The sequence below is a fragment of the bacterium (Candidatus Blackallbacteria) CG13_big_fil_rev_8_21_14_2_50_49_14 genome, from assembly GCA_002783405.1.
Lineage (GTDB): Bacteria > Cyanobacteriota > Sericytochromatia > UBA7694 > UBA7694.
In genome coordinates this window covers 302,105-316,146 of record PFGG01000065.1, presented here as the reverse complement: position 1 = coordinate 316,146, position 14,042 = coordinate 302,105, and the positions used below count along the sequence as shown (strand labels likewise).

Below are 14,042 nucleotides of genomic sequence, written 5' to 3'. Positions count from 1 at the left end.
GGGTTTTCAAAAGGGCTTGTTCAGCTTTTATGCGTGCGTTCCCGTAAAATCGTCAGGATTCTTTCAAAATCTTGTGGCAAAGGCGCTTCAAACTCCAAAAACTCACCGCTGACAGGGTGAAAAAAGCGTAAAAAGCGGGCATGTAAAAGCGGTCTTGAAACCTTGAAGGCATGTTTGCGGCTGCTGCCGTAAACCGGATCTCCGACCAAGGGGTGGTGAATATGTTTGAGATGTACACGGATCTGGTGGGTGCGGCCGGTATCTAAACTGAGTTCAAGCAGGGTATAGCCTGTAAAATGCTCAAGCACGGTCCAATGGGTACGGGCAAAGCGCCCGTCTTCGACGATCGCCATTTTTTGGCGCTCAACCGGATGCCGATCGATCGGGGCTTCAATTTCACCACTTTGCTCTGCAAAAGCGAGTTCGGCCAGGGCCCAGTAAATGCGTTTCATATCCCGGCGTTGAAGTTGTTCGGATAAATGTCGGTGGGCCTGGTCATGCTTGGCCACAACCAGCAGGCCGCTGGTCTCTTTGTCGAGGCGGTGCACAATGCCAGGGCGCTCGACCCCGCCAATGCCAGAGAGATCGGTGCAATGGTGGAGCAAGGCGTTAACCAGGGTACCTGAAGGGTTCCCGGCGCCAGGGTGTACCACCAGCCCCACGGGTTTGTTGATCACCAGCAGATGCGGGTCTTCATAGACAATATCCAGATCCATGGCTTCGGCCTGAATTTCAAGGGGCTGCAATTCGGGCAACTCCCATTGCAGCAGATCCCCTTCACGTAAAATTTGCCCTGCCTTGCTGACGACTTGTGCATTGAGTTGAATCTGGCCCTGTTGAACCAATTTTTTGCAATAGGCACGTGAGAGCTCGGGCAAGAGCTGAATCAGAACCTGATCGAGACGGGTTTTGTGCCATTCGGCTGGGATTGTGAATTGGGGCATGTTTTTCTTTCAAACGCAAACAAAGGTGGAGCCATTCTAGCACAGCTTGGCTGTCTGGCGTGGCTCCAAACCTTTCAGAGGCAGGCTGCTTACTGCCTATTTTTTTTGCGTGTACTGGTATCTGACCAATAAGCCCAGTACCCCTTGGGCATTGACGAAGAGGGTAAAATGATCTCCCGAGGGATGAATTGGATCTGTTACCAGGGCTTCTTTAAAGGTCTCTACGGGCAGATCCCAATTCATAGAAAGGGGAGTGACCGTAGAGCCTGTGCGCGAATCGGGAATCAGCCAATGGGTGGAGGTTCCGTCGATATTCCAACCCACTGAGATATTTGGGCCAAAATCTCCAGGCAGCCGATCATTGCTCAGTACTTTGATACTGGCACTGAAGGGAATGATCTGATCTTCGCTGATTTCCTGAGGAGGGGTGGTCCAGCGCATCTGCCCTTTTTGTGAGGCGATTCCTGTTTCACGCATTTCATAGGCATTCAAAACAACATCGCCCTCTTGCCAGGTCAGTTCAAAATCAACAGAACCGCCTCCTTTGACGCGATAGACAGGGGTGTTTTCGCTGCTGATGGCGACTTCTCCTACACTGGAACCGCCCCAGAGGACCATCTCTTTTTTGGCTAGGGTATAGACCTTTTTCGGAACGGGAGTGGGCGAGGGTTCAACGGTTTTGATCGGTTCTGGCGTTGAGAATGCTGTGGGCTGAGGTGTGGCGGGTGCCACAGAAGCAATGGGTTTTAAGGAGGGCGAAACCAGCGGTGTGCTGCTTGCTTTTGGGCTTGAGGAGGGCGAGAGAACGCCCTCAGGAACTTGAATAATACAGGCACTCATCATCAGGGCGAGTGAGAGTGAGGCCAGCTGTTTGGCATGCTGAAATTGCATAAGATGCTCCTTTCAAGAGAATCCCTTCTGCTTTCATTTTAGATTTGCAGGGGGGGGCGTAAAATTGATACATATCAAGCACCTGTTTGATATGCGCCAAATAAAATAAGTGTTTCATCAGGATTGTAGGGGCTATTTAGGGGGCTAAACTGGGCCAGTTCGGCGCCTCAGAGCGCTTATCGGGGCTTTGCTCCAACCAGTTCAGCCAGGCTTCAATCTGTTTCAGCAAAGCGGCTTGATTCCCAGACGGCAAAGGCCCTGTGCTGAGGTTTTGGGCTGCTTTTTTAAACAAGCTGCGGGCCCCCCGCTCATTCTGCCTGTGTAAATGCACACAGGCCACGGCGACCTGAATCAAGCCCTGAAGGCTGGTTTTCTGCGGGGGCGGAAGTGAACGCCAAAGTTCTTCAAAAATTTCATGGGCTTCAAAATAAGCGCCTTGGTTAAAACAGTAAAGACCCTGCTGCCAAAGAACCGTCTGGTGTGGCTTAAGTGGCTGCATGTTGATCTTCCAGATAGGTTTTGATCAGGGGCTCGAGCCAGGCAATAAAGACCTTCAGACGTCGCGTCTGGCGACGGCGATAGGGGTATACCAGTTTGAGCGGCAGGGGCTGGGCTTTAAATTCTGGGAGAATTTCAATCAGGCGACCGCTTGCCAAATGCGCCTGAATACCCGCAGAAGGGCATTGGATGATGCCTAAGCCTGCCAGGCAGGCTGTTTCATAGGCTATGGTATTGTTCACCGTCAGCAGCCCTTTCATTTTTATTTCATGGTATTTTTCACCCTCGAAATACTCAAAGCCTTCGGGGGGGCTGCCGAGTTGCATGGCATAAAAAATCAGTTGATGGGTTTTGAGATCTTCAAGGGTCTGCGGCATTCCATTTTTGCGCAGATATTCAGGGCTGGCACAATTGATCAGATGCATTTCGCCCAAGGGCTTGCTCAGCAAGCCGGGTTCCTGGCCTCTGCCGACACGGATCACGCAATCGAGACCTTCTCGGATGAGATCGAGATAGCGATCGGTGCTGCTCAATTCGATTTCAATTTCGGGATGCATTTTACAAAACTCGGGCAAAAGGGGGATAACCAGATTGCGCGCCAAGGCAACTGTCATGTCGATTCGGATTTTGCCTTTAATTTGCCGGGCCTCAGCCTCAAACATCGCTTCGATATCTTCGAGATCTGCCAAAACATCCTGAGCGCGCTCATAAAAAAGCAGACCTTCGGGGGTGAGTTGTACCTGGCGGGTGGTGCGTTCCAGCAGGCGTATTTTCAAGTGTCTTTCGAGTTTTTGAATCGAGGTGGAGACAGTGGCTTTGGGCAAATGCAAGCTTTCGGCCGCCTGGCTGAAACTTTGCAATTCGCTCACGCGCAGAAAGATTTTCATGGCTTCGATGCGATCCATCGGCTTTTTCCTATTGTTCAAAAATAATGAATAGTCTTTTAATAAATTGATTATTTATCAAATTATTAAAATAATATAGGCTTAAACAAGATCACGTCAATCAGTCGGTTTTGAAACCGAAGCGAAAGGATAGAATGAGATGAAAATTGCAGTTATTACAGGTGGCAGCCGGGGTTTGGGCAAAAGTGCAGCCCTGGCACTTGCGAAAAAAGGCGTGGGGGTGGTCTTGACCTATCAGAGCCAGTCTCAGGCCGCTGAGGCAGTGGTCAGCGAAATCGAAGCTTTGGGCGGTCAGGCTGTGGCCCTGCGCCTGGATATTTCTGAGAGTGATTCGTTCAAGGGCTTTGCAGCTGAATTAAAGGGGGCTTTAAAGGCCCAATGGCAACGTGAGCAGTTTGATTATCTTGTCAACAATGCAGGCATTGGGCTGCATGCTTCTTTTCAAGAAACCACAGAAGCACAATTTGATCAGCTTATGAAAATTCATCTGAAAGGTCCGTTTTTTCTGACCCAGACCCTTTTGCCTCTTTTGGCAGATCAAGGGCGGATTCTCAACCTTTCAAGCGGTCTGACGCGTTTCAGTTTTCCGGGCTATGCGGCCTATGCTGCCATGAAAGGGGGGGTGGAGGTCTTGACCCGCTATTGGGCCAAAGAACTGGGCAGCCGTGGTATCGCAGTGAACACGCTTGCACCAGGGGCGATTGAAACAGATTTTGGCGGCGGCGCGGTGCGGGACAATGCAGGTCTGAACCAGATGCTGGCTGCGCAGACCAGTTTGGGTCGGGTGGGGGTGCCTGAAGATATTGGCCCCTTGGTGGCTTCGCTGCTGTCTGAAGAGAGCCGTTGGGTCAATGCCCAGCGGGTTGAAGCCTCTGGGGGAATGATGATCTAGACCTAGACGAAAATCCTGCGGGTTCAAACCCGCAGGATTTTGTCTTTGTTTCAATTCTAAAAAGATTGAAACAAGGGGCTTTTAGTAAAAGTAATTGATTTCAATTTCGTCATCATTGAGCTCAATTTCATTGATGTCATCTTCAATCTCTGGGTATTCGTCAGTCTCTTTCGTGTTGTAGTTCGGGTTCATTTTGTCAGTATATTTTGTATTGTAGTTTGGCTTCGTATCGTTTGTGGTATAGCCTTCTGTCAACCGATATTCTGTTTTGACCACCGGTTTGCGATCCTCGATCAGGTTTTCATAGGCCATGATCAGGAGTGGGTGTTTTTCCGTTGGAATTTTGGGATTGGCTTGCAAATGCTTAAGAATTTGCTTTTCCTGATACTCGCGTTGATTTTCTGAAACCTTGCCTGAGGTGCCCACGCCATGTAAAAACATCAGACGCTCATAAATAATGGCTGCCTTTTCGAATTTATTCTCGCTGAGGTATTTTCCGAGCAATTGATTGAGGTTGTTTTTTTGTTTTTCGTAATTTTCAGATTTTTGTCCGAATTTTGACAATAACTCCTGTTGAACATTCATTTTACGTGCGTGTTGGGCGCGCAACTGAACTTCGCCATTGGGAACTTCTTTGCTTGAAATCACCGTGGAGCTGGGCACCATCAGTTCTCCTTCTAATACTGAGGAACCACCGATTTTATCGCCCAGTTCCACATTTACCCGGCTGATATCGACACCCTTTTCTTGCAATTCTTCAAGGGTCTGAGCGGTCATTTCCAGATTGGGGCGGTAGTGTCCGCTGCGATCTGAGATCACTTCAATTTGACCCGGTTGGTGATTTTTGAGTATTTTGCCCAATTCAAGATCCACCATCTGTGCAATCATCTTTTGCATGACTTCGGGTTTGAGATCCTGTTCATGCTCAAATTGTTTTTGCACGCGCTTCAGGACGACTGTTTGCAGATGGTTGAATTCTTCGGGAGTCAGCCCTGAACTGACCTGAATTTCACCCGCACCTGCGACCTCCTGCCCGTTGAGCAGACTGGAGTGGTGAATACGCACATCCAAAACCGTTGCGCCTTTGTGGCTGATCGGTTTGTTGGGATCAATGGCATGAATCTGACCATTGGGCTCCATCACAAAGAGCATGCGGTTTGCTTTTGAACCCGCCCACAGGCCTGTGGTTGGGGTTTGTGTGGTTAAAAGTTCTTGATCGCTGCCCCGTGTCACTCCTTTTTCACTGAAATGCAGCTTGTTTTCATTTTGGGCCTCGTCTGACTCAAACATTGCTGTGTATTTGCTATTGCCTAAATCAAATTCATATCCTTTGCGAATTCCGTCGACATTGCTTTTGACACGGTACTCTACCTTATGGTGATTGGAGGAGGTTTCAGAGTATTTGGCCTCTGAGGTGTTTTTGACTTCAGGTTGCGTGTAATCTTTAACTTCGATCTCGTCGTACTCATCAAAATCGTCACTGTCATCAAAATCGTCACTGTCATTAGAATCATTGGATAACTGGGTGGTATAGGTTTTGTAATTTTCATTATTTGAAACGGTTTCGTAGAGATGGCCGTCGATCATGACTTGGTTTGGCTTGAGTTGAGGTGTTTCGTAGCCTCTCTTGATCTGTGAAAGATCAGGGATTGAATCGTTGTCTTCTGATTCTTGTTCACGTGAGGAGATTTCATGGAAATTCAGACCGAGTTCATTGAGTTCTTGAGCGGTTTGAGAGAGATTTTCTGAGGGGGCCGTTTGAATTTTGGATTGAATTTGGCTTTCTGTTTCAAGTGCTTTTTCTGTTGTCGGTGCGTGCATTCCTTTTTCGAACAGGGCTTTGCGCTGTTCAAAATCTGTTTTGCTCAGTCCTGTTTCAACCGGCTTTTTTTCAAGCTGAGAAGGGCTTGAAGACTCTTGCAAAGCTTGAATTCGCTTTTGAATGGAATTGCCTGAAGTATTGATGTTCATTTGCTTAACCTTCCGAAATTTGTATTTGAAAACCAGATCACAACGCTTTATGTTTATGATGTTAACATTCTAGCTTTTTGAGAGATCACTGTCAATTTCTAATTTGAACAAAATGTGAAAATTAATAGAAAATAAGCCAGATATGGCTTATTTGGTGAAGCAATGATTTTGCGTCGGGGATTAGCTTGCTGCAGAAGAACTTAAGCCCCAAGTGCTGAAGCTGGGGATCAGGGGTGTGCTTGCATCCAGAGTTTCAACTTTTCACGCACCTGCTGGCGCAGGGCATTTTGCAAAAAGGAAGTATTGCCGAATAAAAAACCGGGCAGGCCCAGGGCCTGGCTGCTCCAGCGGTGCAAGCTGAAATGATCCTGGTGGCGGTAGATCAAGCCCTCACGAATTTCAAATTCAGCGTCGATAGAATTGTGAACGGGCAAACCTGTGGCTGAAAAGGTATAATCGGCATCCCAGTGAGCTTTGCCCATGCCCAGATGGGCGTCGGCGTCACGAAAATGAATTTTTAAGCCCCCTTGGCTGATTTCCAGCAGCATTTTCCACATTGCACCAATTTCGGCTCCGCGCAGGGTGCCAAAGACGGGATCTGTAAATTTGGCGTCTCGGTGATAACAGGCTGCCATGGTGGCTCCATCACCCTTTTGAAAGGCCGTATAAAATTTTTCGATCAGGGCCTTGTCGGCGTAGTCCTGTCGAATTTCCTGCCAACGCGGAGGTAAATCACTGGTTTGGGCGAAAGCGGGGCCGAGCAGCCCAGGCAGAAGCAGAACAGAGAGTAGAACAGCGCGCATGACAGGATCCTTTTCTGTGATTTGGCTGCTTCAGCTTAGCACAGGCTTTTCAAATCCCCAAAAATTGCAAAATCTGCTTGAGACGATTGAGCGCAGAGGGGATTTGAAACTCAAATCTCCAGGAAGACTGTGGGGGGAGCTGAGTACGCTGGAAAGAGGCAGTTGGGGTATGAGACACTTAAATATAATTGAGCAGAGAAAGCCCCGAGAGACGCTGGGTCATATTGTAGGCGGCCTGCAGAGCTGTTTCGTGCAGGGTCATTTGCGAGATGGCTTTTGTCACATCGGTTTCCCGCTGATCGGCGAGCTGTTGGCTGAGCACTTCTTGGGTTTGGGCCACGCGATTGCCCACCAGTTCGGCTCTCTGCCCACGTACGCCCAATTCAACCCGGTTGCCGGTTAAGGCCGTAAAGGCATCATCTACCTCACGCAGGCTCTGCACTGAAATGGTTTGCACGGCATCGCGGTTGAATTTGCTGTTGAGGGCCTGGTTGCGGAAACGTACAAGGGCATCGAAGGCATCAATTTTCTGACGAACCACCGTCCCTGGCTGCAGGCCAATCGTATTGAAGACGGCATTGGCGACGGGATTATTGGTATCCACGCGGATATCCTGGCCGGTGGCCGTGAGCAGAACCCGTGTGCCGCCTGTGCTGGCGGTGATGCGCTCGGCTTTGACGCCGGTGGTGGCGGCCTGGTTATTGATAGCATTGACCAAGGCGTCTGCCAGGTCGATGATATTCTGGGGGGGATTGCCAGGGTTAGCGGGTACCGCCGCAATCGGGCCAATATCCACGCCATTGATCAAAATATCTCCAGCATTGATAGGGTTGAGATAGGTCGTACCCGCTGCTGTCGCCGGGATTTGGGCTTTGCTGCCATTGCCCGTGGTTTGAAGATTAAAGGCTGCACCCGTCAGAGAATTCAGACGAATTCCTGCCACACCTGAAGCGAGGGCCGAAACCCCTGTGGTGCCACTTTGGGCGTTGATTGCCGCGATCAGTGTGGCGGCATCGGCAGCGGCTCCGCCCGTAAAGGGGCCGGCTAAAATATTGGTTCCATTGATCACGAAATTGCCTGCCACCAGGGTATCGCCCGCTGCGAAACTGACATTGGCAGTTGACACTGCACTGCCGAGGCCTGCGGCTAAAATATCGCGGCCACTGAGCAGGCGGGTTTGCGCGCGCTGCCCAGCAAAAGCCTGATCGCCACTCATATTCAGAGGCAATAATTCCTGGCTGCCAATCTGGGCCAAATTTTCACCGCTGTCGCCCTGATAACTTACGCTGGTAATATGCTGATCGCCATTGCTGAAATAGAGACGGCCTGTGGCATCGCTGAAGGCCCGGATGCCCGTGTCTGTGGCGCGGTTGTTAATGGCCGTCACGATCTGTTGGGCCCGTTGTGGGGCTGTCAGGGTGGCATCCAGCGTTAGCGGGGTGTTAAAAATATCGATTCCGTTTAAAACCAGGCTGCCCTTGGAGAGAATCATGGCACTGCCGGCGCCCACGGCTCCACTCACGGCGCTTGCATTGCGACTCTGTTCATAGACCTGATTGGGCAGATTGAGCTGGGCCGGTGCCCCTGCAATTTGAAAGGGGGTTTGTGATTGCAGTTGCACGAAACCATTGCCATCGGTTTTGGCATAGACTTCAGTTTGTGCTGTTAAGCTATTGAGGGCTGTGGCAATGGCTTGGGCGTTTTGCTCTGCGCTATTGCCTGCTGCAAAATTAATCGCGCTATTGAGCGTGACACCATTGATACTGAGGGTCCCGGCCGGGACATTGCCAATCGCGCCCGCACCAATCCGCAGCGAGGTAAAGCGCGTATCGCTGAGCAGCAGCCGTTCATTTCTAAAGACATTCAGGCCTCCCACCCCTGGAATGCCCTGGCCTGAAACTTCGATCGGTTTGTTGGAAGGGCTGCCATTTTTATCCAGATTGACAAGGGCGATGCCCGTCAGCGGGGCAGCACCTGGGGCGGCATAGCTGCCAGTGGGAAAATTGATGGCCTGGGCACTGACGCCGGTTTCGGCGGTTTTGGCATTGATCCGCTCGACCAGGGCCTGGGCATTGTCGGCTGCTGTGCGGGCCGGGTCGACCACATGAAAAGAGCCAATATCCACGCCATTGATCACCAGATCACCGCCATTGAGAGAAAATGAACCGGCTGCTACGGTGGTCAGGGAATGGGTTTCGAGTTGGGTTTTAAACGTCCCTTTATTTAGGCTCAGTTCGGTCATGGCCGTGCCTTCAATCACCAGGTTTTTTTCGGCACGGAAAGGCGGCTTGCTGGATTGGTAGCCGCCAAAGATATAATTGCCTTCGTGGGTGGCATTGCCAATATCGGTGAGCTGGGTCAGCAGGCCTTCCAGCTCAGAGGAAATACCATCGAGCTGTTGCTGGTTGAGGGCCTCATCGGCAGAGCGAATCGCCAGTTCACGGGCGCGCTGAAAGATATCGCCAGCAGTAGACAGTTCATGGTCGGCCTGAAGATTGAAATCCTGGGCGGTACTGGCGTTTTTGCCAATGCGTTCCTGAAACGAGATCGCCTTGCGTAAATCGAGTGAGATGGCGGTTGCCGAAGGATCTTCCGAGGGCTTGTCAAAACGGTAACCACTTGAAATTTGTTTCTGGGCTGTAAACAGATCATTCTGGCGGGCCTGAATCTGATTGAGTGAATTGCGTTGGAGCATTTGTTGGGTAATGCGCAGCATGGCTTATCTCCCTGCCCCCAGACCGTTGACGATTTGGTTCAGCATTTCATCCATGGTATTCATGACACGGGCCGCCGCTGAAAAGGAGCGCTGAAACTGAAGCATATTCGAGAGTTCTTCATCCATATTGACCCCAGCAATCGATTGGCGCTGGTTGTCAATGCCCTCTTTGACTGTTTTGAGGGTCTCGGCGCGTTCCTGAGCCTGGGCAATGGTGGTGCCCATATCCGTGACCAGTGCGTTATAGGCGGTTTCTAAACTTTTGCCCCCCACACTGACCTCAAAGCGGGCCTGGTAGACCGCACGGGCCTGGCTGCCATCTCCGGGGGGAAATGAGGCGTCAGCGGCCAGGGCCAGCAGGGAAGCATCGGCCTGCAAGGTTCCGCTGACCTGAATCGTGGCGGGGTTGGTGCCTGTAAAGAAGGGGCGGTTGTTTTGCCCATTGAGATCATAGGCATTCTGATGAATGGTATTTACCCGCCGGATCAGGGCTGCACTCAATTGGTGCACACGATCGAGGGTTTGGGGCAGAATTTGGGTTTTGGTATTGAGCAGGCTTTCAATTTTACCGCCGGGTTGGTTGAGATAAATGCCACCCGGCAGCATCAGGCTGCTGGAATTGGTCAGGGTATAGTCCCCGCTGGCAATCCCGGTCAGGCTCAGCCCCACGCCTGTTTCCTGGATATTGATAAAACTGCTGGCCTCTGAGGTGCTCCTCATCAGCAAATGTCCAGCGGCATCAAGTGACGCCACCACCCCGGTCTGGCCTGTATGCAGGTTGATTTGGTTCACAAGCAGTCCTGCATCGGCGGCTGTGGCAATATTGAGCGGGGCATCTGAACCGAGAATATCCACGCCATTGATAACCAGATCGCCCCGGTTCAGGGTAAACGGAAACCCGACTGCACTTTGGCCCCTGATCTGATCGGGCTCTGTTCTCAATTGCAGGGCATGCCATTCATTTTTAACGACCAGGGCCTTGCCATTGCTTTGAACCTGAACAGCTCCATTGCTGTCGAGATCGGTGCGAATCTGAATCAGGCCACTGAGTTCATCCAAAAGACGATCCCGTTGGTCGAGCAGATCGGCGGGGGTTTCTCCCAAATTGGTACGCAGGGAAATCTGTTGGTTGAGATGGGCCAAGGATTCTGAGATTTTATTGACCCGTTCAACCGATTGGCTGAGATCGCGATCGGTATCCAGTTGCAGACGGGTAACATCGGCGACAAAACTGCGCAGGCTGTAGCTCAAATCATTGCCTGCGGCCACTACGGTCTGGCGCAGAGAGAGGTCGTCGGGGCGCAGACTGACCTCTTGCCAGCTATTAAAAAATTTGTCGAGGGTCAGCCCCAAACCGCTGCTGCCCATTTCTCCCAGCGAGCTTTCCATTTGGCTGGCATAGTTGAAACGGGTTTGGTAATAGCTTTGTTCCTGGCTTTTGAGCCGGTATTCCTTGTCTAAAAAGGCGTCGCGCAGGCGTTGCAGTTGATCGGCCTGAACCCCTTGACCCACACTGCCAGGATAGGCCTTGCCCAATCCGTAGATATCTGGGGAAGCCTGCAGATGCAAGCGCTGCCGACTATAGCCCTCTACCCCAGAATTGGCGATATTGTGCCCGGTCAGATCGAGTTGCTGTTGGGCCGTAAACAGCGCACTGCGTGCGATATTGAATCCGAGAAAAGCAGGTCTGACCATAATCAGGCGTCAAACTCGCAGAAACTGCGGGCGGGTTCTGCGGGGGCTTCAAGTTGGCCATAGGGCGAATAAACGGCTGGGGAACTGGCACGGGCCAGGCTGCGATAGAGTTCAGTGGTGTGTTGAATATAGGCCTGTCCTTGTTCGAGCAGGGCTTGATTCAAATGACTGAGGTGGCGCAGGCGGGTGATATGCGCGTTGATCTTCTCCTGCAGGCTTTTGAGTTGGGTGCGTTCGCGCAAATCGCTCAGTTTTTCAAGGATACTCTCCAGATTGCTGCCCAAGGGTTGCATCAGCTGCACCCGTTCTTTTTCCTGGGCCTGCATCAGATTCAGGCATTGCTCATGTTGTTGAATGACTTTATCCAATTCAGCCTGGCGGTTTTGCACCAGACAGTTCTGCATGTCTTCCTGCAGTTGTACCAGGCATTGGTAATACTGTTCCTCTTTGTTGAGATGGCTTAAAAGCGCCTGCATTCGCATTTTCCTCCCTGAAAACCTAAAAACCGTGAAAAACTGGCAGTTCTACGCATGGCAGAACTGCCAGACCTGAAAACAAAAAACCTGCATTTGCTCAGCCCTGATCCAGTTCAGCCAGTCGAAACATGGCTTCTGCCAGATCAGGGGTCGGCACTTGCCAGGTTCCGTCCTGGAGGCGTGCCCGCGCGGCCTGAACCTTGTCTTCCCTGACTTCAGGCAATTCACGCACTGCTTGTGTCAGGCGCTGAATTTCCTGGCCCTGGCTTGAAAGACTGGCTTGATCGGTTCCCTGCGCAGGTGAAACACCATAGGCAGCAAACAGGTCAAAGGCCGATCCTGACCGTTGGACAGACTGAGGGCCGGTAACCCGGGCCAATTCAAAGGCATTGTTATCATCGATTTTCACGGTTCGTATACCCGTTCCATCTGTTGGGTCTGCATTGCGTGCAAACCTTTCAGAAGTATTCTGATTTTATTATCGGCCTTCTGGCTTCAGACTTAAACCCATCAAAGATCAAATTGAGAGAAAAACGCAAGAGATTTTGCCTGAGCTGCCACTTTTGGCTTGGACGGTCAGCTTGAACGGTATGCTATGCTTGAAAAAATCTCTGCAGAATTCTGAAGGAGCGCTTTTCATGTCAGAGGAATCATCTGCTCAGCCCCCTGAGGCCTCTTCCCCTTCGCTGGAAGTCACAGAAACAGCGGCTCCGGTTTCGGGAGATTCTGATCCATTGAAAGAACAGATCGAGAAAGACGAACGTCTGTTGAACCGCTCTGTCTCACTTGTTTTTCGCCAGTTTCGTCATTATGTTGTGGATATTGTGCATTTGCGCGAAGAATCTGACGAAACTACCACGGTCAGCGATATCCGTAAAAATATTGAGTTTCGCGGCGCCAATTTTTGGACCCTGATTTGCGCGATTTTTATTGCTTCGATAGGCTTAAATACCAATTCTACGGCTGTGATTATTGGCGCGATGCTGATTTCTCCGCTGATGGGCCCGATCATGGGGGCCGGCCTGGCCCTGGGCACCAACGATATCGACCTGCTCAAACGCTCGCTGCGCAATCTCTCGATTGCGGTTTTGGCGGCAGTGATTACCTCGGCGCTTTATTTTTTAATTACCCCGCTCGATCAGGCCCAGTCCGAGCTTTTGGCGCGTACCCGTCCGACGATCTTTGACGTTTTGATCGCGATTTTTGGCGGAGCAGCGGGGATTGTTGCCAGTTCCCGCCGCGAAAAAAGCAATGCCATTCCAGGGGTGGCGATTGCCACGGCCCTGATGCCCCCTCTGTGTACTGCTGGCTTTGGTCTGGCCACCTGGAATATGGGCTTTTTTCTGGGGGCCTTTTATCTCTTTTTTATCAATTCGGTTTTTATCTGTCTTTCGACCTTTGTGGTGGTGCGCTATCTCAAGTTCAAACGGGTCAGTTTTATCGATGCCGCACGCGAACAACGGGTCAAAATCTGGATTGCAGCCTTTGCCCTGCTGACCGTTCTGCCCAGTCTTTACGCGGCCTGGGGAGTGGTGCAAGAAACCCTTTTTCAGCGGCAGGCCCACCAGTTTATCAGTGAAAATTTTCAGTTCCCCGACAGTGAAGTGATCCGGACTACCTTGAAATATCAGGGCAATAACTCGCTGATCGAACTGACCTTGATTGGCGAGCCCTTGGCGGCTTTGGTGGTGAAAAAACTACAAAGCAAACTGGATAGCCTGGCGGGCCTCAAGGGTACGCGTTTGGTTTTGCACCAACCCCGCAAAGGCTCGCTTGAGCTGGAACAGCAATTCACGCGCCTCAACCAGGAGCTGAAAGTGGGCATTGTGGAAGATCTGTACCGTAAAAATGAAGAGGTGCTCAAGCAAAAGGATTTGCAATTGCAAAAACAGAACCAGCAGATTCAGAGCCTGGAACAGGAGCTTTTACATTATCGCAGCAAAGTGCAGTCTCAGGATCTTTTGCTGGCTGAACTCAAGGTGCAGTACCCCGAATTGAAGCAGTTTGGCTATATCTTGTTGAATCGTACCGATTTGAAGACGATGAAATCGGTGCCCGTACCCACTGTGATTTTACATTGGCAGAAAACACCCGAGCCTGAGGTTTTGACCAAATTACGCAATTGGCTCAAGGTGCGCCTGCAGGTGCGGGACATTCAAGTGATCAACCGCTAGCTCAGCTTGCGATTTTTGCCTTTGGGCATTCAGCACCGTATAATGAAGCGCAAAATACAAGCTCACTGGAAGAGGTT

Annotated in this window: 12 protein-coding genes; 2 read left to right on the top strand and 10 right to left on the bottom strand. The window is 50.9% G+C overall.

The genetic code is table 11. From position 1 onward, the window contains the following. Nucleotides 1–20: 20 nt before the first annotated feature. The 4 genes from COW20_18365 to COW20_18350 form a co-directional block, all read right to left on the bottom strand. Nucleotides 21–944: an RluA family pseudouridine synthase gene (locus tag COW20_18365; protein ID PIW46205.1), complete on the bottom strand. Its 924-nt coding sequence runs from the start codon at nucleotides 942–944 to the stop codon at nucleotides 21–23. A gap of 96 nt (nucleotides 945–1,040) precedes the next feature. Beyond that, nucleotides 1,041–1,835, bottom strand: a complete 795-nt coding sequence (locus tag COW20_18360; GenBank protein ID PIW46204.1) for a hypothetical protein — start codon at nucleotides 1,833–1,835, stop codon at nucleotides 1,041–1,043. Nucleotides 1,836–1,971: 136 nt separating this feature from the next. After that, a complete protein-coding gene (locus tag COW20_18355; protein ID PIW46203.1) occupies nucleotides 1,972–2,334 on the bottom strand; it encodes a DUF309 domain-containing protein in 363 nt (120 codons plus the stop codon). Continuing rightward, nucleotides 2,321–3,238 (bottom strand): LysR family transcriptional regulator, encoded by a 918-nt coding sequence (locus COW20_18350; protein ID PIW46202.1) that lies wholly within the window; start codon nucleotides 3,236–3,238, stop codon nucleotides 2,321–2,323. The genes COW20_18355 and COW20_18350 overlap by 14 nt, the downstream gene beginning before the upstream one ends. Nucleotides 3,239–3,377: 139 nt before the next feature. On the opposite strand from COW20_18350, the gene COW20_18345 reads away from it, so the two are divergent. After that, a complete protein-coding gene (locus COW20_18345) occupies nucleotides 3,378–4,130 on the top strand; it encodes a short-chain dehydrogenase (GenBank protein PIW46201.1) in 753 nt (250 codons plus the stop codon). Between the two features lie 81 nt (nucleotides 4,131–4,211). Here COW20_18345 and COW20_18340 read toward each other — a convergent pair whose 3' ends face one another. The 6 genes from COW20_18340 to flgM all read right to left on the bottom strand — a co-directional run bounded on the left by COW20_18340 (nucleotide 4,212) and on the right by flgM (nucleotide 12,209). Then, nucleotides 4,212–6,101, bottom strand: coding sequence for a hypothetical protein (locus COW20_18340; protein PIW46200.1), 1,890 nt, complete (start codon nucleotides 6,099–6,101; stop codon nucleotides 4,212–4,214). Nucleotides 6,102–6,328: 227 nt separating this feature from the next. Further along, nucleotides 6,329–6,904, bottom strand: coding sequence for a hypothetical protein (locus COW20_18335; protein ID PIW46199.1), 576 nt, complete (start codon nucleotides 6,902–6,904; stop codon nucleotides 6,329–6,331). Nucleotides 6,905–7,082: 178 nt separating this feature from the next. Continuing rightward, complete coding sequence (gene flgL / locus COW20_18330; GenBank protein PIW46198.1) at nucleotides 7,083–9,620, bottom strand: flagellar hook-associated protein 3; 2,538 nt, start codon at nucleotides 9,618–9,620, stop codon at nucleotides 7,083–7,085. 3 nt (nucleotides 9,621–9,623) lie between these two features. Further along, the gene (flgK, locus tag COW20_18325; GenBank protein ID PIW46197.1) at nucleotides 9,624–11,315 is read right to left on the bottom strand and encodes a flagellar hook-associated protein FlgK; all 1,692 of its coding nucleotides are present in this window, start codon (nucleotides 11,313–11,315) and stop codon (nucleotides 9,624–9,626) included. Nucleotides 11,316–11,317: 2 nt separating this feature from the next. Next, nucleotides 11,318–11,797: a hypothetical protein gene (locus tag COW20_18320; protein ID PIW46196.1), complete on the bottom strand. Its 480-nt coding sequence runs from the start codon at nucleotides 11,795–11,797 to the stop codon at nucleotides 11,318–11,320. Nucleotides 11,798–11,888: 91 nt separating this feature from the next. Beyond that, nucleotides 11,889–12,209: a flagellar biosynthesis anti-sigma factor FlgM gene (gene flgM, locus COW20_18315; protein ID PIW46195.1), complete on the bottom strand. Its 321-nt coding sequence runs from the start codon at nucleotides 12,207–12,209 to the stop codon at nucleotides 11,889–11,891. Between the two features lie 127 nt (nucleotides 12,210–12,336). On the opposite strand from flgM, the gene COW20_18310 reads away from it, so the two are divergent. Then, on the top strand, nucleotides 12,337–13,965 hold the full coding sequence (locus COW20_18310; protein PIW46194.1) for a TIGR00341 family protein: 1,629 nt from the start codon (nucleotides 12,337–12,339) through the stop codon (nucleotides 13,963–13,965). Nucleotides 13,966–14,042: the final 77 nt, after the last annotated feature.